Origin of the sequence: Streptomyces sp. NPDC059740, from assembly GCF_042733155.1 — a bacterium.
GTDB lineage: Bacteria > Actinomycetota > Actinomycetes > Streptomycetales > Streptomycetaceae > Streptomyces.
On sequence record NZ_JBHWGP010000010.1, the window covers coordinates 189,672 to 209,769 of the forward strand.

Annotated in this window: 18 protein-coding genes and 1 other RNA gene; 10 read left to right on the plus strand and 9 right to left on the minus strand. The window is 74.4% G+C overall.

Annotation, left to right across the window (positions count from 1 at the left end; translation table 11 throughout):
* Positions 1–1,191 (plus strand): bifunctional RNase H/acid phosphatase, encoded by a 1,191-nt coding sequence (locus ACFV3R_RS15320; RefSeq protein ID WP_385581577.1) that lies wholly within the window; start codon positions 1–3, stop codon positions 1,189–1,191.
* 36 nt (positions 1,192–1,227) lie between these two features.
* Here the strand turns inward: ACFV3R_RS15320 and ACFV3R_RS15325 are convergent, their stop codons facing one another.
* The gene (locus ACFV3R_RS15325; RefSeq protein ID WP_385581712.1) at positions 1,228–2,529 is read right to left on the minus strand and encodes an FAD-binding protein; all 1,302 of its coding nucleotides are present in this window, start codon (positions 2,527–2,529) and stop codon (positions 1,228–1,230) included.
* Between the two features lie 217 nt (positions 2,530–2,746).
* Here ACFV3R_RS15325 and ACFV3R_RS15330 point away from each other — a divergent pair, with 217 nt between their 5' ends.
* Entirely contained in the window at positions 2,747–3,820 is a 1,074-nt protein-coding gene (locus tag ACFV3R_RS15330) for a LacI family DNA-binding transcriptional regulator (RefSeq protein ID WP_385581580.1), read from the plus strand.
* Positions 3,821–3,861: 41 nt separating this feature from the next.
* Here ACFV3R_RS15330 and eda read toward each other — a convergent pair whose 3' ends face one another.
* Positions 3,862–4,521 carry a bifunctional 4-hydroxy-2-oxoglutarate aldolase/2-dehydro-3-deoxy-phosphogluconate aldolase gene (eda, locus tag ACFV3R_RS15335; RefSeq protein WP_385581583.1) on the minus strand — a complete coding sequence of 220 codons (660 nt, stop codon included), beginning with the start codon at positions 4,519–4,521 and terminating at the stop codon, positions 3,862–3,864.
* A gap of 119 nt (positions 4,522–4,640) precedes the next feature.
* The gene (gene yaaA / locus ACFV3R_RS15340; protein ID WP_385581715.1) at positions 4,641–5,438 is read right to left on the minus strand and encodes a peroxide stress protein YaaA; all 798 of its coding nucleotides are present in this window, start codon (positions 5,436–5,438) and stop codon (positions 4,641–4,643) included.
* A 333-nt stretch (positions 5,439–5,771) separates the two neighbouring features.
* Here yaaA and rnpB point away from each other — a divergent pair.
* From rnpB to ACFV3R_RS15360, 4 genes are all read left to right on the plus strand, one after another.
* Positions 5,772–6,173: RNase P RNA component class A (gene rnpB / locus ACFV3R_RS15345), an RNA gene on the plus strand.
* 291 nt (positions 6,174–6,464) lie between these two features.
* Complete coding sequence (locus tag ACFV3R_RS15350) at positions 6,465–6,797, plus strand: plasmid stabilization protein (RefSeq protein WP_385581586.1); 333 nt, start codon at positions 6,465–6,467, stop codon at positions 6,795–6,797.
* A gap of 661 nt (positions 6,798–7,458) precedes the next feature.
* Entirely contained in the window at positions 7,459–8,148 is a 690-nt protein-coding gene (locus ACFV3R_RS15355) for a glycoside hydrolase family 11 protein (protein ID WP_385581589.1), read from the plus strand.
* 307 nt (positions 8,149–8,455) lie between these two features.
* On the plus strand, positions 8,456–8,911 hold the full coding sequence (locus ACFV3R_RS15360; protein WP_385581592.1) for an SRPBCC family protein: 456 nt from the start codon (positions 8,456–8,458) through the stop codon (positions 8,909–8,911).
* 160 nt (positions 8,912–9,071) lie between these two features.
* On the opposite strand, the gene ACFV3R_RS15365 is transcribed toward ACFV3R_RS15360, so the two are convergent.
* Positions 9,072–9,524, minus strand: a complete 453-nt coding sequence (locus ACFV3R_RS15365; protein ID WP_385581595.1) for a MarR family winged helix-turn-helix transcriptional regulator — start codon at positions 9,522–9,524, stop codon at positions 9,072–9,074.
* A 21-nt stretch (positions 9,525–9,545) separates the two neighbouring features.
* A complete protein-coding gene (locus ACFV3R_RS15370; RefSeq protein WP_385581597.1) occupies positions 9,546–11,270 on the minus strand; it encodes an MFS transporter in 1,725 nt (574 codons plus the stop codon).
* Between the two features lie 355 nt (positions 11,271–11,625).
* On the opposite strand from ACFV3R_RS15370, the gene ACFV3R_RS15375 reads away from it, so the two are divergent.
* From ACFV3R_RS15375 to ACFV3R_RS15385, 3 genes are all read left to right on the plus strand, one after another.
* Entirely contained in the window at positions 11,626–13,014 is a 1,389-nt protein-coding gene (locus tag ACFV3R_RS15375) for a multidrug effflux MFS transporter (RefSeq protein ID WP_385581600.1), read from the plus strand.
* Positions 13,015–13,137: 123 nt separating this feature from the next.
* Positions 13,138–14,121 carry a small ribosomal subunit Rsm22 family protein gene (locus tag ACFV3R_RS15380; protein WP_385581603.1) on the plus strand — a complete coding sequence of 328 codons (984 nt, stop codon included), beginning with the start codon at positions 13,138–13,140 and terminating at the stop codon, positions 14,119–14,121.
* Between the two features lie 387 nt (positions 14,122–14,508).
* Complete coding sequence (locus tag ACFV3R_RS15385; protein ID WP_385581606.1) at positions 14,509–15,252, plus strand: bifunctional DNA primase/polymerase; 744 nt, start codon at positions 14,509–14,511, stop codon at positions 15,250–15,252.
* A 67-nt stretch (positions 15,253–15,319) separates the two neighbouring features.
* Here ACFV3R_RS15385 and ACFV3R_RS15390 read toward each other — a convergent pair whose 3' ends face one another.
* Positions 15,320–16,306: a hypothetical protein gene (locus ACFV3R_RS15390; RefSeq protein ID WP_385581609.1), complete on the minus strand. Its 987-nt coding sequence runs from the start codon at positions 16,304–16,306 to the stop codon at positions 15,320–15,322.
* A 252-nt stretch (positions 16,307–16,558) separates the two neighbouring features.
* The gene (gene map, locus ACFV3R_RS15395; RefSeq protein ID WP_385581612.1) at positions 16,559–17,416 is read right to left on the minus strand and encodes a type I methionyl aminopeptidase; all 858 of its coding nucleotides are present in this window, start codon (positions 17,414–17,416) and stop codon (positions 16,559–16,561) included.
* A 104-nt stretch (positions 17,417–17,520) separates the two neighbouring features.
* On the opposite strand from map, the gene ACFV3R_RS15400 reads away from it, so the two are divergent.
* The gene (locus ACFV3R_RS15400) at positions 17,521–17,751 is read left to right on the plus strand and encodes a hypothetical protein (protein ID WP_385581615.1); all 231 of its coding nucleotides are present in this window, start codon (positions 17,521–17,523) and stop codon (positions 17,749–17,751) included.
* 67 nt (positions 17,752–17,818) lie between these two features.
* On the opposite strand, the gene ACFV3R_RS15405 is transcribed toward ACFV3R_RS15400, so the two are convergent.
* Entirely contained in the window at positions 17,819–19,201 is a 1,383-nt protein-coding gene (locus tag ACFV3R_RS15405) for an MFS transporter (RefSeq protein WP_385581618.1), read from the minus strand.
* A 72-nt stretch (positions 19,202–19,273) separates the two neighbouring features.
* On the minus strand, positions 19,274–20,029 hold the full coding sequence (locus ACFV3R_RS15410) for a hypothetical protein (protein WP_385581621.1): 756 nt from the start codon (positions 20,027–20,029) through the stop codon (positions 19,274–19,276).
* Positions 20,030–20,098 lie beyond the last annotated feature (69 nt).

Genomic DNA, 20,098 nt, shown 5'->3' on the forward strand with positions numbered 1-20,098 from the left:
GTGCCGGGCGCCCAGGGCCACGGGCCGCGGGAACTCCTCGTCGAGGCGGACGGCGGCTCCCGCGGCAACCCGGGACCCGCCGGCTACGGGGCCGTCGTCCTCGACCCCGTCAGCGGTGAGGCCCTCACCGAGACCGCGGAGTACATCGGCCACGCCACCAACAACGTCGCCGAGTACCGCGGCCTCCTCGCGGGGCTGCGCGCCGCACACGCCCTCGACCCGGGGGCGCGGGTGCGGGTGCGCATGGACTCCAAGCTCGTCGTGGAGCAGATGTCGGGCCGCTGGCAGATCAGACACCCCGACATGCGTCCCCTGGCCGCGCAGGCCCGGGCGGTCTTCCCACCGGACCAGGTCACCTACGAGTGGATCCCGCGCGCCCGCAACACCCACGCCGACCGGCTCGCCAACGAGGCCATGGACGCCGGCGCCCGCGGCGAGCAGTGGGAACCTAAGCTCTCGCGGGCGGCCCTGGACGCGGTCGACGCCGGCGCCGGAGCCGTGAGCGCCCCCGCCGACCAGGGCGAGGAGAGCACACCCGCAGCCGGGACGGCGCCCGCCGACCTGGCGGCCCCCACCACCTGCCTCCTGCTGCGCCACGGTGAGACCGCCCTGACCGCGCAGAAGCGCTTCTCCGGCAGCGGCGGCGCGGACCCGGCGCTCTCCGAGGCCGGCCGCCGCCAGGCCGAGGCCGTGGCCGCCGCCCTCGCCGCGGGCTCCGGCGTCCAGGCCGTGGTGACCTCCCCGCTGCGCCGCTGCCGGGAGACCGCCGAGACCGTCGCCGGCCGGCTGGGCCTGGACGTCCAGGTCGAGGAGGGCCTGCGGGAGACGGACTTCGGCGCCTGGGAGGGCCTGACCTTCGCCGAGGTGCGCGAGCGCCACCGCGAGGACCTGGACGCCTGGCTGCGGTCGGCGAAGGCCGCGCCCACCGGCGGCGGCGAGTCCTTCACCGCGGTCACCCGGCGCGTGACCGCGGCCCGCGACCGGCTGCTCGCCCGCCACCCGGGCCGCACCCTCCTCCTGGTCAGCCACGTCACGCCGGTCAAGACCCTGGTCCGGCTCGCCCTCGGAGCGCCGCCGGAGGCCCTGTTCCGCATGGAGGTGGCGGCGGCCTCACTGTCCTGCGTGGCCTACTGGGCGGACGGCAACGCCTCCCTGCGGTCCCTCAACGACACCTCCCACCTGCGCGGTTGAGGCGCGGGGCCCGGTGCCGGGCCCCGCACCCGCCCGTCAGGGGGCCGTCGGCCAGAGGGCGTCCAGCCACGCGTTGCGGAACGTGCCCGCCGGGTCGAGGCGTTCGGCGAGGGCGGCGAACTCCCGCAGCCGGGGGTAGGCCGCCCGCACCGCCTCGGGGCCCGCGGCGAACACCTTGCCCCAGTGCGGCCGGACGTCGAAGGGCGCAAGTGCCGCCTCCACGGCCTCCAGCGCCGGACGGACCTCCGCCTCACCGGGCAGCCAGGTGAAGTGGAAGGCGACCGTGTCGCGGCCGTGGGCGGGGCTCAGCCACAGGTCGTCGGCGGCCACCGTGCGGATCTCACCGACCAGCAGCCGTGGCGCGATCCGCTCCCGGACGGCGTCCAGCGCCTCGAACGCGGCGACGGCGTCCGCACGCGCCACGAAGTACTCGCTCTGCAGCTCCTCGCCGTTGCTGGGCGTGAACTCCATGCGGAAGTGCGGAAGCCGGCTGAACCAGGGCCCGGCGAGCCCCGTCTGGTCGGTGCAGTGCTCGGGGGAGACGCCGGGGATCATGTGCCGGGGCCCGTCGGCCCGCACGGCCCGCGGCCACGGCTCGATCCCGGCGACCGGCCCCGAGGCGGGCACGCGCTGCTTGAGCCAGACCTGCTCGACCCGGTCCCCGGTCCACGAGGTGAAGAGGCTGACGCTGTACGCCGCCGACATCACCTCCTCGAAGTGGGCGCGCAGCAGGTCGTGGGGCAGGTCCTCGTACACCCACTGCTGCACGTCGAAGGCGGGGACCACGTCGAGGGTGAGGCGGGTGACCACGCCCAGTGCCCCGAGCGCGACCACCGTGCCGGGGAAGTCGGCCTCACCGCGGCGGAAGGTGCGCAGCTCACCGCCGGCCGTGACGAGTTCCAGCGCGCGCACCGTCGAGGCGATCGTGCCGTTCCCCACCCCCGAGCCGTGCGTGCCGGTGGCGCAGGCACCGGCGACCGAGATGTGCGGCAGCGAACCGAGGTTGCGCAGGGCCAGGCCCGCCCGGTGCAGCTCGTCGGTGAACTCGCCGAACCGCAGCCCGCCGGCGACCGTCACGGTGCCGGCGTCCCGGTCGATCTCCACGGTACGCGGCAGACCGGCGACGGACACCTGTGTCCCGTCGGTGTCGGCTATCGGGTTGAAGGAGTGACCGGTGCCCAGCACCCGGACCCGGTCCGCGGCGGCGACCACCTCGCACAACTCGGCGACGGAGGCCGGCCGGGCGGTGCGGGCCGCGCCGAACCGGATGTTGCCGGCCCAGTTGGCCGCGGGAAGCCCCGGGCCGTCCCCGAAGTGACGGGCGTCGGCTGCGAACACGGTGCTCAAGGATGCCTCCCGGTGCGGACTTGCGGCGGTGCGCTCCGCGCCACCCGCGGTGGGCGCCACCGTGACGCCGTCAGCCTCTCACCCACCCGCCCCGCACGTCACCGGGGGTGTGAGCGGCGCCGGCGCGGCGGCCCCGGCCCGCCACCGGCCTCGGCGCCCGGGCCCGTCTCGACTACGCTGACCGGCAGCCAGACCGAGGGAGGCGACCGTGTCCGACACCCACAGCGGGGGGCCCGCCGCCTCCGGGGGCACCGCGCCGTCCCCGCGGGTCCCCTCGCCCCGCGTCACGATCGCCGACATCGCGCGGGAGGCCGGGGTCTCCGCCCCGACGGTCTCCAAGGTGCTCAACGGCCGCAGCCAGGTCTCGCCGGCCACCCGGGAGAAGGTCGAAGCCCTCCTGGAGCACCACAACTACCTGCGGCGCCGCAGCCGCACCCCCCGCACCTGCGGCCTGGTCGACCTCGTCGTCAACGAGCTGGACAGCCCGTGGTCGGTGGAGATCATCCGCGCCGTGGAGGAGACGGCGGCGCAGCACCGGGCGGGTGTGGTGGTCACCGCGCTCCACAACCGTCCCGCGGACACCCTGCGGTGGCTGGACAACCTCACCCGGCGCGGCTCGGACGGCGTGATCCTCGCCGTCACCGCCCTCACCCCGCCGCAGACCCGGACGCTCGCGGAGGCCCGGGTGCCCGTGGTCGTCGTCGACCCGGTGGGCACCCCCGCGCCGGACACCGCGTCCATCGGCGCCACCAACTGGCACGGCGGCCTGGCCGCCACCCGGCACCTGCTGGAGCGGGGCCACCGGCGCATCGGCGTGCTCGCGGGCCCCGACGACGTGCTGTGCTCGCGGGCCCGGCTGGACGGCCACCGGGCGGCCCTCGCCGAGGCGGGGATCGCCCCCGACCCGGCCCTGGTACGGCCCGGCGACTTCCACCACGGGACGGGCTTCACGGGCGCCACCGAGCTGCTGGCGCTCCCCGAACCCCCGACCGCGCTCTTCGCGTGCAGCGACCTCCAGGCGCTCGGCGCCTACGAGGCGGTGCGGCGCGCCGGGCTGCGGGTGGGCCGGGACGTCAGCATCGTCGGCTTCGACGACCTGCCCAGCGCCGCCTGGGCCTCGCCCCCGCTCACCACCGTCCGCCAACCCCTGGGCGAGATGGCCGCGATGGCCGCCCGGGTGGTCTTCGAGGGGCACGAGGCGGTGCTGCCGGGCGGGACGCAGCGGGTCGAGCTGGCCACCGAGCTGGTGGTGCGGGAGAGCACAGCGGCACGCCCCCGGTAGTGGCGGGGCGTGCCGACGGGCGCCTTGAGCGGTGGGGCGGCTCAGCCCCGGCCGAGTGCCGAGGCCTCGCGGGCCAGCTTCTCCACCCGGTCCCAGTCGCGCGCGGCCAGCGCGTCCGCGGGCAGCATCCAGGTGCCGCCGACGCAGCCCACGTTGGGCAGTGCCAGGTAGGAGGGGGCCGACGCGGCGGTCACGCCGCCGGTGGGGCAGAACCGGGCCTGCGGCAGCGGGGAGGCCAGCGACTTGAGGTAGGCGGCGCCCCCGGCGGCCTCGGCGGGGAAGAACTTCATCTCCCGCACACCCGCCTCCAGCAGCGTCACCACCTCCGAGGTGGTCGAGACCCCGGGCAGGAACGGCACGCCCGAGCCCTGCAGCGCCGCCAGCAGCCGCGGGGACCAGCCCGGGCTGACCAGGAAGCGCGACCCGGCCTCGACGCACGCCGTCACGTCCTCGGGGGTGAGCACCGTCCCGGCGCCGACCACGGCGTCGGGAACCTCGGCGGCGATGCGCTCGATGGCCGGGAGCGCGGCGGCCGTGCGCAGCGTCACCTCGATCGCCGGCAGCCCACCCGCCACCAGTGCCCGCGTGAGCGGCACGGCGTCGGCCGCGTCCTCAAGGACGACGACCGGGATGACGGGGGCGATGCCCAGGACGGACGGGGCGGAGGACGGGGTACCGGCGGAAGGCGCTGCGTTGTTCACGCGCCCATGGTGCGCGCGACAGGCAGCTTTCGCAACGCCCGTTGCGCATGCTGCAACCGAGGTCGGGTGGGGTTTCCCCGCGTGCCCGGGGGAGCGGAGCCCGCCCCGCCCCCGTGCGCTCAGACCTCCGTCACCACCACGTCGAGCTTCCACGCGGTGCCCCGCCGTGCCGGCTCCTCGCACTCCACCGTGTGGCCGAGGTCGGCGAGGGTGGTGACGAGCTCCGCCGGGGTGGCCGGAGCCGCCCCGGAGGTCAGCAGGTCACGGACGATCCGTCCCTTCGTGGCCTTGTTGAAGTGGCTCACCACCGTCCGCTTCTCCACCCCGTCCACCACCAGGGAGTGCAGCACCCGGACCGTCGCGGTGCGCGCTGCGACCTCGCCCTTCGGCTTCCAGGCGGTGGCGTACGCCGCGGAACGCAGGTCCAGTACCAGCCCCTCCCCGGCGGCCTGCGGCATCACCTCGGCCATCGGCGCCCGCCAGAAGGCACCCAGCGGCCCCAGCCCCGGCATCCGCACACCCATGGAGCACCGGTAGGAGGGGATGAGGTCCCCGATCCGCACCGCGCCCCACAACCCCGAGAACACCAGCAGCCACTCCTGCGCCCGGGCCCGGGCTGCGGCGTCCAGTGTGGCAAGGTCCAGGGCCTCGTAGAGCACCCCGGTGTAGACCTCGCCGGCGGGCCGGGTGCCGGCCTCCCGCAGCCCGGCGTTCTTGGCGACCTCGCCCCGCAGCCCCGCACTGAGCCCGAGGACCTCACGGGCCTTGTCCTCGTCACCCCGGCACAGCTCCACCAGTTCCGCGAGCACCGCCTCGCGCGCCTCGGTCAGCCCGGGCAGCGCCAGGCCGGCAGGGCGCACCGGCGCGCCCTCCCCACCGGGTGCCTTCCCCTCGGACGGCGGCAGCAGTACGAGCACGACGGTCTCCTCGCGGACGATGCGGACGGCTGGACGGGACACCGGCTGCTCGGGCCGGGCCGGGACCGAGCCTAAGGGGTCCTTGCCATATGAGCGTCCGATGAGGTCGCGTGGTCCGGTGCCGTGCATCGCAAGGCGCCGGAGAGTCCTCGTAGCGGAGCTACCAGGGCTTTTCGGCAACGCCGCGAGGTGCGGTGCCTGACCACGCGGCCCGGGCGGGCATATGGCAAGGACCCCTGAGGGGCGGCTGCCCGGGCCCGTGCCGGACGGTGGGCGGCCGACGGGGGCGGAGGACGCGGGGTGCGCGGCGGGTACCATGGTCGGCACGGCGGACGAGCCGGCCGGGCGGCCGCGTGGGGACTTCGGTCCCCCCGAGGAACGTCCGGGCTCCACACGGCAGGGTGGTGGGTAACGCCCACCCGGGGTGACCCGCGGGACAGTGCCACAGAAAGCAGACCGCCGGAGGCCGCAAGGCCCCCGGTAAGGGTGAAACGGTGGTGTAAGAGACCACCAGCCTCCGAGGTGACTCGGAGGGCTCGGTAAACCCCACCCGGAGCAAGGTCAAGAGGGGTCCTCGGCAGAGGGCCCTGCGCGGACGACTGAGGGCTGCCCGCCCGAGTCCGCGGGTAGACCGCTGGAGGCTGCCGGCAACGGCAGCCGTAGATGGATGGCCGCCTCCCCCCGGGCCGCGAGGGCCGGGGGAGACAGAACCCGGCGTACAGGCCGACTCGTCCGCCACAGAGCCCGACAGTGCCCCCGATCAGCGAATGCGCCGGTCGGGGGCGCTGCTTTCGCAACGGGGACTGGTCCGGCCCCCGGCCCGCGGCGGCTCGGGCCGCTCCTGCAGCCTGCCCGGCCTCCGCCTGCTTCCCCGCCCCGGCCGGCGACGCCGTCCCCTGGCCCGGGACCGCGGGCAGTCGGCACCGGAACGACGGGAAAGGGGCGCAGAGGCTTCCGTGCGTAGAAGCGGCTGCTGAGGGTCACCCGGCCTCCCGACCATCCGTGTCCGAGACTGGGAGGGCCGTCATGCCTGCCGGTTCCAGCAAGAAGCGTGAGCGCCAGTACGAGAAGATCAAGGACAGCAGCAAGGCCAGGGGGGCCGGTGAGGGGCGCGCCAAGGAGATCGCGGCGCGCACCGTCAACAAGGAGCGGGCCCGCGCCGGTGAGGCCCGGCAGGCGAGCAGGACCTCCACCCAGGACCCCAAGTCCGCCCCGCAGCGCGGCGGCCAGCGGTCCGGTAACCGGGTCGGGCCGAAGGGGCCCACGCGCGACCAGCTCTACAACGAGGCACGGCAGCGCAACGTGGAAGGCCGCTCGCACATGACCAAGGACGAGCTGGCCAAGGCGCTGGGCCGGTGAGCGGAGCGAGGAGTCCTCGCGGCCGGCGGTAGCGGGAGCGCGCCCGGAGACAGCGGGCGCTCGCACCTCGCGGTCGGTCGCACCTCGCGGTCGGGCACGCCTCTGCGGCTCGCCGGAGAGGCGGCCGGGAAGGTGTGGCCGACCGCTTCCGGCTGTTCGGCTTCGGCTGCCACCTGCGGCAGGCCCCGAGGGACAGGCGGCAGGGCCGCGTACGGCAAGGGCACAGGTGGCCGTGTCGGCTGACAGGGTTCCGCGGTGCTCCGCACCCCCATCCCGCTTCGAAACTTTCGCTCAGGTGGCTCGTGCGCGCCGTGGCATATTTGGCGTCCGGCTCGTCAGATGAGCCCTGAGTCGGTGCATCGCGTCCTTGAGCTGTGGTGTTGCCGACTCCCCCTGCGTCGCGGCCACTTCCGGTATTTCGCAATGCTTGCGAGAACCGTTGACAAGCCCGGAGCCCGGGACCAACCTGTCGCCGTCGGCAGCCCCCGCTGTCGACCCGGGTCACCCGCGCGACCCGGCCTCCCGGTCGTCGACCGCGCTGTCGACGGCTGCCCACGTGCCCGACGCCGCCGCGCGGACGGCGTTTCCCCGGCCATCGGCAGGCCCGCCGGTTCGTCCCACGCTGCCTGGCCTCCCGTCAGTCGTCACAGGAGGAGACACCATGTTCAGGAACGACACCCCCGCCGTTTCGCTCGGCCGCAGAGGCTTCCTCTCCGGCGCCGGCGCGTTGGCGCTCGGCGCGACCGGGCTGCTGCTGCCGGGCACCGCGCGCGCCGACACGACCATCACCACGAACCAGACGGGCACCAACAACGGGTTCTACTACTCGTTCTGGACCGACGGTGGCGGGTCCGTCGCCATGAACCTCGGGTCCGGGGGCAACTACGGCACCTCGTGGACCAACTGCGGCAACTTCGTCGCCGGCAAGGGCTGGGCCAACGGCGGACGCCGGACCGTCAACTACTCGGGGAGCTTCAACCCGTCGGGAAACTCCTACCTCTCGCTCTACGGGTGGACGAGCAACCCGCTCGTGGAGTACTACATCGTCGACAGCTGGGGCACCTACCGGCCCACCGGGACCTTCAAGGGCACGGTCTCCAGTGACGGCGGCACGTACGACATCTACGAGACGACGCGGTACAACGCCCCCTCCGTCGAGGGCACCAGGACCTTCAACCAGTACTGGAGCGTCCGGCAGTCCAAGCGGACGGGCGGCACCATCACCACCGGCAACCACTTCGACGCCTGGGCCCGGTACGGGATGAACATGGGGAGCTTCAACTACTACATGATCCTCGCGACGGAGGGTTACCAGAGCAGCGGAAGTTCCAACATCTCGGTGAGCGGCTGAGGTTCCCCCCAGGCTCCCACCAGGCCGCCCCGTCAGACCGTCCCCTCAGTGCGTCCCGGCAACCGGGACCCCGGAGTCCGTACGGACCGGCCTGTGAACCTCCTCGGGACCGCGACCCCTGTGGCGCGGCGGCACCATGCCGTCGCACCACAGGGGTTTGCCGTCGCACCACCAGGGGTTTCACGTCCCGGGCGGGTGTCCGGGGGCCGCCCTGCGGGGTGGGCGCGGCACCGGGGTAAATCCCCCGGAGTGCGTGCGGAGGACTCGGGTAACCGGTGGAACGAAGCACCCTACGAGAGGAGTGGACGTGTCCGCCTCACTGATCGAAGCAGTCGACCTCGAGGCGCCCGTGGGCGTGGCCTGGGACATCTGGAGCGACGTCACGCGCTGGCCCGCCTTCCTCAGCCACGTCCGGGACGTGGAGCCGATGGGCGAGGGCCGCTTCGCCTGGCGACTCGACCTTCCCGGCGCCGACAAGAGCTTCGTCGCCGAACTCACCGAGGTCGTGCCGCAGGAGCGCATCGCCTGGCGGACGACCGACGGCGTGCAGCACGCGGGCGTGGTGACCTTCCACCACGTCACCGACACCACCAGCCGCGTCACCCTCCAGATCGAGTACGACCCGAAGGGCTTCGTCGAGCGGCTGGGCGCACTGACCAACCTGGACTCGACACTGACCAACTACGACCTGGGCGAGTTCCAGAAGATGGCCGAGGTCGCCGCCGGTACGCGTGCTCCGGAGGGCGCCCACCACGTCGGGTGAGCGGAGGCGACGGCGGCCTCGCGGTCCGGTCCGCACCGGGACGGCCGTTGCCGGACGCCGCCGGCCTGCCGCTCCGCGTGCCCCCGGCCTCCCCGCAGGTGGCCGGGGGCACGGCTGCGTGTCGCCGCAGCGGGAGCGCCCGGCCCGGGCCCCACGCACCTCACCCGCCGTGCCGCTCCGGTTCCTCGGCGAGCAGTTCCAGCACCGGGACGGCCTCGTGCAGGACGCGGCGCTGCTCGGCTGACAGCCTCACCAGGCGGTCGGTGAGGAGCTCCGAGCGCCGGCGGCGCACCCGGGCCAGCACCTCGTGGCCGTGCGGTGTGACGCTGATGTGCTGCGAGCGCCGGTCGTGGGGGTCGGGCTCCTTGGCGAGCAGGTCCCTCGTCTCCAGGGAGGCGACCGTGCGGATCATCGACGGGGCCGAGACCTGTTCGCGGGCGGCCAGTTCCCCCAGCCGCAGCGGGCCGTACTCGGCCACCCGCGCCAGCGCGGAGAGCTGGGCGAAGGTGAGGTCCTGGTCGCCGGAGGCCTGCACCATCTGCCGGTACAGGCGCGCGATGGCCAGTCGCAGTCGCGAGGTGTCGGCGGGGTCCGGCCCCTGCTCGTCGGTCATCGGTCCTCGCGCGGGTGACGGTCAACTGGTGGTCTTCTGGACCTCGGGGTCCGCATCCCTCAAGGTAACCTCCACGCCCTGCGCCGCGGTACGCCGACCACGCACCAGCGACGCGGCGGCAGCCACCAGCGACATGGCGATGGCGAGCCAGAACACCACGATCAGGCCCTGGTGGAAGGGGCCCGCTATCAGGTGCGGGAAGAACTGCCGGCCCGTCAGCGCGTGGGCATGGGCGGCCGGGAGGTGGTGCAGTGTCGAGGAGCCCAGCAGCTGCTGGATCGGGTTGTAACCGAGGAAGGCGGCGAAGAGCAGCCCGACCGGCGGCAGCGCGGCGATCGAGTCCGCGGTGGCCGTCGGCACGCCCTGGGCGGTGAGTCCCGAGCTCAGCGCGTGCGGCAGCGAGCCGGCCAGCCCCGCCACCATCAGCGAGAAGAAGACGCCGATGGACAGCACCATGCCGGCGTTCTGGAACGTCGAGCGCATGCCGGACGCCGCGCCGCGGGCCTCCGCCGGCGCACTGGACATGATCAGCGAGGTGTTGGGGGCCGCGTAGAGGCCGCCGCCCACGCCGTTGACGAAGATCAGGGCGGCGAAGACCGGGTAGCCGAAGTCGGTCGGGACGAGCAGCAGCCCGGCGAAGGACGCCGCCATCACCACCAGGCCGCCGGCCGCGAAGAGCCGGGCCCCGTAGCGGTCGGAGAGATGGCCGGCGAGCGGTCCGGCCAGCAGGAAGCCGATGGTGAGCGGGACCATGTAGATGCCCGCCCACAGCGGGGTGTCCTCGTACCGGTAGCCGTGCAGCGGCAGCCAGATGCCCTGCAACCAGATGATCAGCATGAACTGCAGTCCGCCGCGGGCCACCGAGCCCAGCAGGGTGGCCGCGTTGCCGCCGGAGAACGAGGCCGAACGGAACAGCCGCAGCGGGAACATGGGCTCCGCGACCCGGCTCTCGACCAGGCAGAACACGGCGAGCACCAGGACGCCGCCGATCAGGCCGGCCAGCACCCACGGGTTGCCCCAGCCCATGGTGTGGCCGCCGTAGGGCTGGATGCCGTAGGTGATGCCGGCGAGCAGCGCGGTCAGGCCGACGGCGAAGGTGACGTTGCCCCACCAGTCGATGGCCGCCGGCCGCCGCTCCCCGCGGTCGTGCAGCGAGCGGTAGGCCCACAGGGTGCCGATGACGCCGATCGGCACGTTCACCCAGAAGATGGTCCGCCAGTTCCACTCGGCCAGGACGCCGCCCAGGACGAGGCCGACGAACTGGCCGGCGATGGCCGCGACCACGTTGACGCCCAGCGCCATGCCGCGCTGCCGCGCCGGGAAGGCATCGGTGATGATCGCCGCCGAGTTGGCCATCAGCATCGCCCCGCCGACCGCCTGGGCGACCCGCCACCCGATGAGCCACAGCGCCCCCGGGCCGCCGTCGAACGGGTCGAGGGAGAGGGCGATGGAGGTGAGGGTGAAGACGGCGAAGCCCGCGTTGTAGATCTTCACCCGGCCGTAGAGGTCGCCGAGGCGGCCGAGCGTCACCACGAGCACCGCCGTGACCAGCATGTAGCCCATCAGCATCCACAGCAGGTAGCTGACGTTGCCGGGCTCCAGCGGGTCGAGGTGGATGCCGTTGAAGATGGCCGGCAGGGAGATCAGCACGATCGAGGAGTTGATCGTGGCGATGAGCGTGCCCAGGGTCGTGTTGGACAACGCGACCCATTTGTAGTGCGGATGATCCAGTCCCACCGTGCGCATCGCGGAGCCCCCTCGGTGAAAGTTAGCTTACGTAAGCTAATGATGTGGCGGCCGGTGACGGCTCGCAAGACTGTCCTGAAAGGGGTCGGGGGGGCGGGGGAGCGTCCCCCGGTTTGCCGTGCGCCCGCGCGTCCCGCGTGCGCGCCGGTGTCCGCCCCTCCGGGGAGGCCGCCCCGGGCCGCCCGGACGGTGGCGTGGGCGGGGCCGCACGGTGGCGTGGACGGGGCCGGACGCGTCCCGGTGCCCAACACTCCTGCCACTGACGGGAGTCGGCGTCCGGGTGGCGAAAAGTGATGGGGGGTGGGGTGGGGGTCGTGACACCATGGTGTCCACACCTATTCCCTCGGAGACACACATGACGGAGCCCGGCCACGCCACGGCCGAGACCCACCACTCAGACATATCGGACGCACCGGACGCGTCCCCGCGCCCGACCGGGAAGCCGCACCCTGCGTCCCCGATCGTCGCCTCCTCCCGCACCGCCGGCGCGACGCAGACCCGCGCCACGGTCCCGACCTCCACCCCCGCCGCCCGCCGGACGGGCCTGCTGGTCACCCTGCTGCTCGGCGGCCTCACCGCCGTCCCGCCGCTGTCGATGGACATGTACCTGCCGTCGCTGCCGGCGGTCACCGACGGTCTGCACACCTCCGCCGCCACCGCCCAGCTCACCCTCACCGGCTGCCTCGCCGGCATGGCCGTCGGACAGATGATCGTCGGCCCCATGAGCGACAAGTGGGGCCGACGCCGTCCCCTCCTCATCGGCATGGTCATCTACGTCGTGGCGACCGCCCTGTGCGCGCTCTCGCCCAACGTGGGCCTGCTGGTCGCCGCCCGCCTGATCCAGGGCCTCGCCGGCGCCGCCGGCATCGTCATCTCCCGCGCCGTCGTCCGCGACCTCTACGACGGCCTGGCCATGGCCCGCTTCTTCTCCACCCTCATGCTGATCTCCGGTGTGGCGCCCGTGGTGGCACCGCTCATCGGCGGCCAGATCCTCCGGTTCACCGACTGGCGGGGGGTGTTCGTCCTCCTCACCGTCGTCGGCACCCTGCTCACCCTGCTGGTCTGGCGCCGCCTCCACGAGACGCTGCCGCCCGCCGCCCGCCACGACGGCGGACTGGGCGACGCCGTGCGCACCATCCGCTCCCTGCTCGCCGACCGGGTCTTCGCGGGCTACATGCTCTGCGGCGCCTTCGGCTTCGCGGCGCTGTTCGCCTACGTCTCCGCCTCGCCGTTCGTGATCCAGGAGATCTACGGCGCCTCGCCGCAGACCTTCAGCCTGCTGTTCGGCGTCAACTCCGTCGGCCTGGTCCTGGTCGGACAGCTCAACGGCAAGGTCCTGGTGGGGCGGGTCAGCCTCGACCGGGTCCTGACCGTCGGCCTCGTCCTGATCGCCCTCGCCGCCGCCGCACTGCTGGTGATGGCGAGCGGGGTGTTCGGGCACGCGGGGCTGTTCCCGATCGCCGCCGGCCTGTTCGTGCTGATGTCCTCGATGGGCCTGGTCATGCCCAGCACCAACACCCAGGGGCTGCTGCGCACCCCGCACGCCGCCGGTTCGGCCTCGGCGCTGCTGGGCACCTCCACCTTCCTCATGGGGTCGGTGGCCTCCCCGCTGGTGGGCATCGCCGGTGAGCGCACCGCCGTGCCGATGGCCCTCGTCCAGCTCTGCTGCGCGCTCCTGGCGCTCGGCTGCTTCCTCCTCCTGTGCCGTCCGTGGCAGCGCAGGGGCGAGGCGGTCACCGTCTGACGGGAGCCGCAGGGGCCTCTTCGCCGACCGGCGGAAGGGGCCCCTGCGGCCCAGCGGCAAACGCCCTTCGAGGCGGCGGCCGGCGGTCCGGACGGGCCCGGGGCGGGCCGTAGAATTGCCCGAATGCACGAGGAACTGCGCGCCGCACTGGCCGGCCTGCTCGACGGCCTGCCGCCCCGGCGCGCCGCGCAGGCGGTGGAGCGGCTCATGACCCACTACCGCGGCCGCACGCCCACCGACGCGCCCGTGCTGCGCGATCGTGCCGACGCCGTCGCCTACGCCGCCTACCGCATGCCCGCCACCTTCGAGGCCGTGCACGCCGCACTGGCCGCCGTGGCCCGCCGCGCCCCCGACTGGACGCCCACCGGCCACATCGACGTCGGCGGCGGCACCGGCGCGGCCACCTGGGCCGCCGCCGACGTCTGGCCCGAGGTGCGCACCACCGTCCTGGACTGGGCCGAGCCGGCGCTGGAACTCGGCCGGGAGCTGGCCGCCGGCACCCTCCCGGACGTCCGCTGGCACCGCCAGGCGGTCGGCGCGGGCCTGGCGCTGCCGGCCGGCACCGACCTGGTGACCGTCTCCTACGTCCTGGGCGAACTGCGCGAGAGCGACCGCCACACCCTCGTCGACGAGGCCGCCCGCGCCGCCACCACCGTCGTCGTGGTCGAGCCCGGCACCCCGGAGGGGTTCCGCAGGATCCGGGCCGCCCGCGACCGGCTGCTCGCCGCCGGCCTGCACGTCCTCGCGCCCTGCCCGCACAGCGCCGCCTGCCCCATGCCCGAGGAGGCGGACCCCGCCCGGGGCGGTGACTGGTGCCACTTCGCCGCCCGCGTCAGCCGCTCCGCGCTGCACCGCCGGGTCAAGCAGGGCTCCCTCGCCTACGAGGACGAGAAGTACGCCTACGTCGCGGCGACCCGCGCCGACCGGCCTGCCGCCGCCGCCCGCGTCGTCCGCCGCCCCCAGCAGCCCAAGGGCCAGGTACTCCTGGACCTCTGCACGCCCGAGGGCCTGACACGCACCACTGTCACCAAGCGCCACGGCGAGCGCTACCGCACCGCCCGCAACCTGGCGTGGGGCGCGGAGTGGGACACCTCACCCGGCGACTGAGTCACCGGCGCGGCGAGCCCGGCGCGGGCCTCCCGACGACGCGACGGCACGGGGCGATGCGGGCTGAGCGGTGCCACCCGGCGCAAACCGGAGGAAACGCCTCGCGGAGCCGGACTGCCGCCCACCGGGAACCGCCTCGCGGCGCCGGCCGCGGCCCGCGCGCGGGGCCCGGCCCGTCCGCGGGAGGCGGCGCGGTTCCCCCGGCCGGGCCGGCCCGGGCGGCGCATCGCCCCGGGCCCCCGTCCGGCCTGCCCGCCGGCCCCGTCGACCGCGTCCGCCGGCCCCCGCGAACCGTTCCCACCGGCCCGAATCCGGCCTCGGCTCACCTCGCGCCCGTGATGGTGGCAGCATGGGGGCCAGACCACCGCACGCGAAGGCAGGGGATACATGGAACGCATGAGCAGGTTCTCCCAGTGGCTGCGGCGGTCCCGGGACGCCGCGAGTGGTGCCGGCGCGGACGCGGGGACAGCGGACGCGAGGGGCCGTGAGGACCTGCTGCTGGCGGCCGCCGCCGCCGGCTTCCCCGTGGCGCCCGCCGCCCACCCCTCCGGCTACGGTTGCTCCTGTGAACGCGTCGGGTGTCCGACGCCGGGCCGGCACCCGGTCTCCTTCGGCTGGCAGACCGTCGCCACCACTGACCGCGCGACCGTCGAGGGCTGGCTCCGCAAGTACCCGCAGGCCAACTTCGTCACCGCCACCGGGATGGCCCACGATGTGCTGGACGTACCCGTCGAGGCGGGCAGGGCCGCCCTGGAGCGGCTGGACGCCGCCGGCGTCGAGGTCGGACCGGTGGCCCTCAGCGGGGACGGGGTGCGTGAGGGGCGGATGCTCTTCTTCACCGCGACCCGCGGCACCCCGGACGACGAGGACGAGTGGTGGCCCTGCGAGCTGGACTGCCACCCGGAGACGATGGACGAGCACCCGGGCCTGCGCTGGCACTGCCGGGGCAGCTACGTCCTGTTGCCGCCCTCGCGACTGCCGGGCGAGCAGCCGCCCGTGACCTGGCTGCGCGCCCCCGAGCTTGCCCTGCCCGACCCGCTCACCCTGCTGGGCTCGCTGACCGACGCCTGCGCCGAGTTCGCCGGACGCTACGACGGTGAGGAAGCCGCGGCCTGGCCCATCGGCCGCTGACACCGCTCCGGGCGGCCCCGGGCCACGGGCGGGCCGTGCCGAGTCGGCCGGTGCCGGGCGGGGTCCCTCAGAGCATGGTCGCGGAGATCAGCTGCGGGAGGTGGGAGAGCACCTGGATGCGGTTCTGCGAGCCCTTCGGCGGCACCATCGCCATCTGCTGCGTGACCTTGGTGAGCATGATCGCGTTCGACTTCTTGGCCGGGTTCGTCAGCAGGGCCTTCGCATCCGCTGCCGGGTTGACCATCGACGTGGGGGGCAGCGTCGTCTTCTGGTGCAGGTCGGTCGCGAAGAAGACCAGCGCCCCGCCGTTCTTCGTGCGCAACGCCATGGGCGGGAACTTCGACGCCTGGTCGTCCCACTGCAGGTTCTGTCCCGGCACGCTGTTCAACCGCCGGCGCGACTGCAGCAGGCCCGTGGTGGCCGGTCCCGGCGCGAAGTCGGTGCCCTTCTGGGTGGTCAGGTAGTCGGTGTACGTGCCGGCGAGGTCGCTGGGGGAGGTGCGTACCTTCGCGTCGTCACCGGGTCGCCGCGGAACCGTCTGCGCGTAGCCGTCGGCGTCGGTTTTGAACTGGGGTCCCGGCGTGTTCTTGGCGATGCCCTCCAAGTAGGCCGCCTTCCACGGCGACTTGACGTCGTCACGGGTGAAGAGCAGGTACCAGTGCGGGGTGTTGCCGTAGTTGCTGATGGCGTCGGCCACGAAGAACTTGGGCCACCCGGCCTGCCGGGGCACCGTGAAGTGGGCGTTGCTGAGCGTCATCGGCACGAAGTGGGGCGGGCCGTCGGGGTACTTGGCATGGTTGATCTTCGTCTGCGCCCGGTCCTGCTCCGCCAACGGGCCGGTCTCCCAGCTGAAGTCGGACTTCGCGTCGAAGGTGCGGTTGACCGCGTTGTACTGGGTGACGTAGTGCTTCAGCGCCTTGGCGGCCTCCCCCTTGGACACGGCGGGGATCATTTCCCGCTCGCCGTGCACCGTCATGCAGCCGCCGAGGCTCACTACGGCGGCGCTCGCTACCGCCAGGCTGACGGGCACCCGCAACGGTGACCTGCGTGTCATGGGGCTCGGGCTCCTTCTGGGGCGACCGGGGGCGGCCGGCGCTGACGCGGCAGCCGCCCGGGGAGGCACGATTGCGCCGCAACACTACCCGCCCCGAGGCCCCGAGCCGGATACCGGGACCGAAGAGGGAGTCCACACCGTGACCTACGCCGTGCGGCGGCGAGTTCACTGCAGGCCCCGCCGGACACCGCGTCCCGGGCGCGGCCCGCGGCGGCCGGCACCCGGGACGGGGCGGAGGGGTCGGCGGAAGGGTCAGGGGAGCGTCAGGACGTCGGCCCCGGTCTCCGTCACCACCAGGGTGTGCTCGAACTGGGCGGTGCGGCGGCGGTCCTTGGTGACGACCGTCCACCCGTCGTCCCACATGTCGTAGTCGTGACTGCCCAGCGTCAGCATCGGCTCGATGGTGAACGTCATGCCGGGCTTCATCACGGTCGTGTGGTGGGGGCTGTCGTAGTGCGGGACGACCAGGCCGGAGTGGAAGGAGGAGTTGATGCCGTGACCGGTGAAGTCCCGCACCACGCCGTAACCGAACCGCTTGGCGTAGGACTCGATGACCCGGCCGATGATGTTGATCTGGCGGCCCGGCTTCACCGCCTTGATCGCGCGGTTGAGCGACTCCCGGGTCCGCTCGACCAGCAGGCGCGACTCCTCGTCGACCTCGCCGCACAGGTAGGTGGCGTTGTTGTCGCCGTGCACGCCGCCGATGTAGGCCGTCACGTCGAGGTTCACGATGTCGCCGTCGCGCAGGACGGTGGAGTCGGGGATGCCGTGGCAGATGACCTCGTTGACCGAGGAGCACAGGGACTTGGGGAAGCCGCGGTAGCCGAGGGTCGAGGGGTACGCGCCGTGGTCGCACATGTACGCGTGGGCGACCCGGTCCAGCTCGTCCGTGGTCACGCCGGGGGCGATCAGCTTGGCCGCCTCCTCCATCGCCTGGGCGGCGATACGGCCGGCGACGCGCATCTTCTCGATCGTTTCGGCGTCCTGCACCTCCGGCCCGGTGTACGGCGTCGGGGCGTCCTTGCCGACGTACTCGGGGCGGGCGATGGACGACGGTACGGGCAGGGTGGGCGAGACGGTCCCGGGGACCACGAGCGACTGGCCAGACATGTCAGCGAGTGTAATCGCGGCTGTTCGGGCAGGATGCCGGAGTAAGGCGTTACCGCCGGGCCCCCGAGCCGCGGGCCCGGTCGCGCAGGCACCCGGGAGGCGTGATGGCCCTGTTCAAGAGACGCACGGTGGGCAAGGCCGGCGAGTGGTACTACTGCCTGCACCACCAGACGGTCGAGGAGGGCCCCCAGTGCCGGGCCGCCGACCGCTTCGGCCCGTACGGCACCCGCGAGGAGGCCGCGCACGCCATGGAGACCGCCCGCCAGCGCAACCTGCAGTGGGACACCGACGAGCGGTGGCACGACCGGGGCGGCGCCGGCGAGGCGGGCGAGTAGGGCCCAAGGCGCAGCGTTCCCCCTGAGCCCCGGCACCCGGCCCGGGGCGCCGGACGCCGGCCGGCGCTCACACCTGTGCCGCACCGGCCTCCGGTTCGCAGGCGGCGGCCTGCGGAACGGTCGCCGGCGGCGGCGCGGCCTCCGGCGCGGCGGGCGGCGCCCCCGGCCGGGCCGGATGCCCGGCGGTGCGGTCGTCGTACGCCGTCAGCCGGGGCAGCGCCAGCGCCAGCAGGCCCACGACCGCCACGCACAGCGCCCCGCCCGACCAGACGGCGGTGCGGGCGCCGGTGAGCGCCGCGACGGCTCCGGCCCGCGCCTGGCCCAGCTGCGGCCCGGCGGTGAAGGACAGCACCTCGATGCCGGCGAGACGGCCGCGCAGCCCGTCCGGGACGGTCCGGTTCCACAGCGTGGAGCGGAAGACGCCGCTGACCATGTCGCAGCCCCCGGCCGCCGCCAGCAGCAGGAGCACCAGCCACAGCGGCCCGCCGCAGCCCGCCAGGGCGGTGCACAGGCCGAAACCGGCCGCCGCGAGGACCACCGCCCGGCCGTGCCGGTGCACCCGCGAGGTCCAGCCACTGGTCGCACCGACCAGCAACGCCCCCACCGGGACCGTCGCGTACAGCAGGCCCAGGGCCCAGGGCGCGTGGAGGTCGTCGGCGAGGAAGGGGAGCACCGCCGTGGGCAGCGCCAGGAACATCGCGGCCAGGTCCACCACGTAGGTGCCGAGCAGGTCCTTGCGGCCCCAGGCGTACCGCGCGCCCTCGGCGAGGCTCCGCAGCCCCGGCGGCCCGGCGCCGGGCGCGGGCGGCACGGGGGCGATGCGGGCGACGAACGCCACCGACACCGCGAAGGTGGCGGCGTCCACCGCGTAGGCCGCGCCCGTCCCCGCGGAGGCCACCAGCAGGCCGCCGAGGGCGGGCCCGGCGATCCCGCCCAGCTGCCAGCTGGCGCCCTTCAACGCCGCGGCGGCGGCGAGGTGTTCGGGGGCCACCACCCGCGGCATGATGGCGTCGAGCGCCGGCCGCTGGAGGCCGCTCAGGGCACTTGACGCCGCCGCCACGAGGTAGAGCGGCCAGAGGGCCGGCCGGGGCACCAGGCTGTCGGCCAGCAGCACCAGGGAGAGCAGCCCGAGCAGCACCTCGGTCCACAGCACCAGCCGTCTGCGGTCCACCGCGTCGGCCAGCGCGCCCCCGTACAGCCCGCAGGCCAGCAGCGGCACCAGCTCGACCAGGCCCGTCGCCCCGACCGCCCACGCCGAGCCCGTCAACTCCTTGAGCTGCAACGGGACCGCCACGAAGGTGAGGAAGCCGCCGAACATCGACACCGCCCCCGAGCACCACAGGAGCCGGAAGTCCCGGGAGGCCCGCCACGGCGTCAGGTCGGGCAGCACCGCCGCCGGCAGCCGGAACCCGCGGCGGGGGCGGCGGTTGGCGGGAAGGGGGTGGGTCACCAGGGGATCGTCCCGGCGGGGCGGCGCGGCGGCAACGGGTTTTCCGGTGCGCCGGCCGGACCCGCGCCGCCCTCACCAGCGGGTCGAGGGCGGGTCGGTGAGCTGGTCGGCGAGGCGGGCGAGGCGGTCCCGGAAGCGGCGGCGACCACGCGGCGCGGGCTGCCCGTTCTCGCCCGCCGCGGCGCTCACCAGGTGCTGGACCATGTCGAGGTCGAGGTCGGTGCGGGGCGCGGGGGAGCCGCGGTCCTCGGTGCCGGCGGCCGGTCCCCTCGCCCCCTCGCCGGTGGGGACACCACCGCGCGGCGGCGGGAGCACCGGGTCGTGCGGGGAGGCGGCCGGCGTGTCAGGGCCCGCACCGGGGGCCGGCGGGAGGAACGGGGGCGGCGCCGCCAGGGCCTCGTGCGCCAGGGCGTGCAGCTCCCGGTCGCCGCTGTCGAGGACCAGCACCGTGGCGCCGCCGCGGCGCGCGTCGTGGACGTGTTCCAGGAGCCCCGGGTCGGCCGCGGTGGGCGTCACCACCAGCAGGGTCCGGCCCCGGCCTGCCGACCTGAGGCGGTCCAGGCCCACCGAGAGGTGGGCCGGGGCCCGGGGCGGGACGCGGTGGCGCACCAGGACCGGGGACAGCTCCGGCAGGCCCGCCCAGGCCGCCTCGTCGTCGAGGTGGGCCGCCATGTGCCAGGGCTCGTAGCCCTCGCTGCCCACCAGCAGCAGCCCGCCACCGTAGGCCGTCACGGCGGCCCGCAGCGAACCGGCGAAACGGCGGGTGTCCTGCACCCACGGTGTCCCGGCGAGAACCTCCCGCAGGAGAGCGACACGTACGGCGTCCATGGGCGCGCATGATGCCGCACCGGCCCCCCGTGGCGGGCCCGGACGCCGCGCCGTCACCCGATAGGGGTG

What these genes read in the sequence shown, in the direction of transcription:
- ACFV3R_RS15410 (WP_385581621.1), bottom strand. Translation starts at nt 20,029, where the DNA reads ATGGACGCCGTACGTGTCGCTCTCCTGCGGGAGGTTCTCGCCGGGACA.
- ACFV3R_RS15385 (WP_385581606.1), top strand. Translation starts at nt 14,509, where the DNA reads ATGGAACGCATGAGCAGGTTCTCCCAGTGGCTGCGGCGGTCCCGGGAC.
- ACFV3R_RS15350 (WP_385581586.1), top strand. Translation starts at nt 6,465, where the DNA reads ATGCCTGCCGGTTCCAGCAAGAAGCGTGAGCGCCAGTACGAGAAGATC.
- map (WP_385581612.1), bottom strand. Translation starts at nt 17,416, where the DNA reads ATGTCTGGCCAGTCGCTCGTGGTCCCCGGGACCGTCTCGCCCACCCTG.
- ACFV3R_RS15380 (WP_385581603.1), top strand. Translation starts at nt 13,138, where the DNA reads ATGCACGAGGAACTGCGCGCCGCACTGGCCGGCCTGCTCGACGGCCTG.
- ACFV3R_RS15365 (WP_385581595.1), bottom strand. Translation starts at nt 9,524, where the DNA reads ATGACCGACGAGCAGGGGCCGGACCCCGCCGACACCTCGCGACTGCGA.
- ACFV3R_RS15355 (WP_385581589.1), top strand. Translation starts at nt 7,459, where the DNA reads ATGTTCAGGAACGACACCCCCGCCGTTTCGCTCGGCCGCAGAGGCTTC.
- ACFV3R_RS15390 (WP_385581609.1), bottom strand. Translation starts at nt 16,306, where the DNA reads ATGACACGCAGGTCACCGTTGCGGGTGCCCGTCAGCCTGGCGGTAGCG.
- ACFV3R_RS15400 (WP_385581615.1), top strand. Translation starts at nt 17,521, where the DNA reads ATGGCCCTGTTCAAGAGACGCACGGTGGGCAAGGCCGGCGAGTGGTAC.
- ACFV3R_RS15370 (WP_385581597.1), bottom strand. Translation starts at nt 11,270, where the DNA reads ATGCGCACGGTGGGACTGGATCATCCGCACTACAAATGGGTCGCGTTG.
- ACFV3R_RS15375 (WP_385581600.1), top strand. Translation starts at nt 11,626, where the DNA reads ATGACGGAGCCCGGCCACGCCACGGCCGAGACCCACCACTCAGACATA.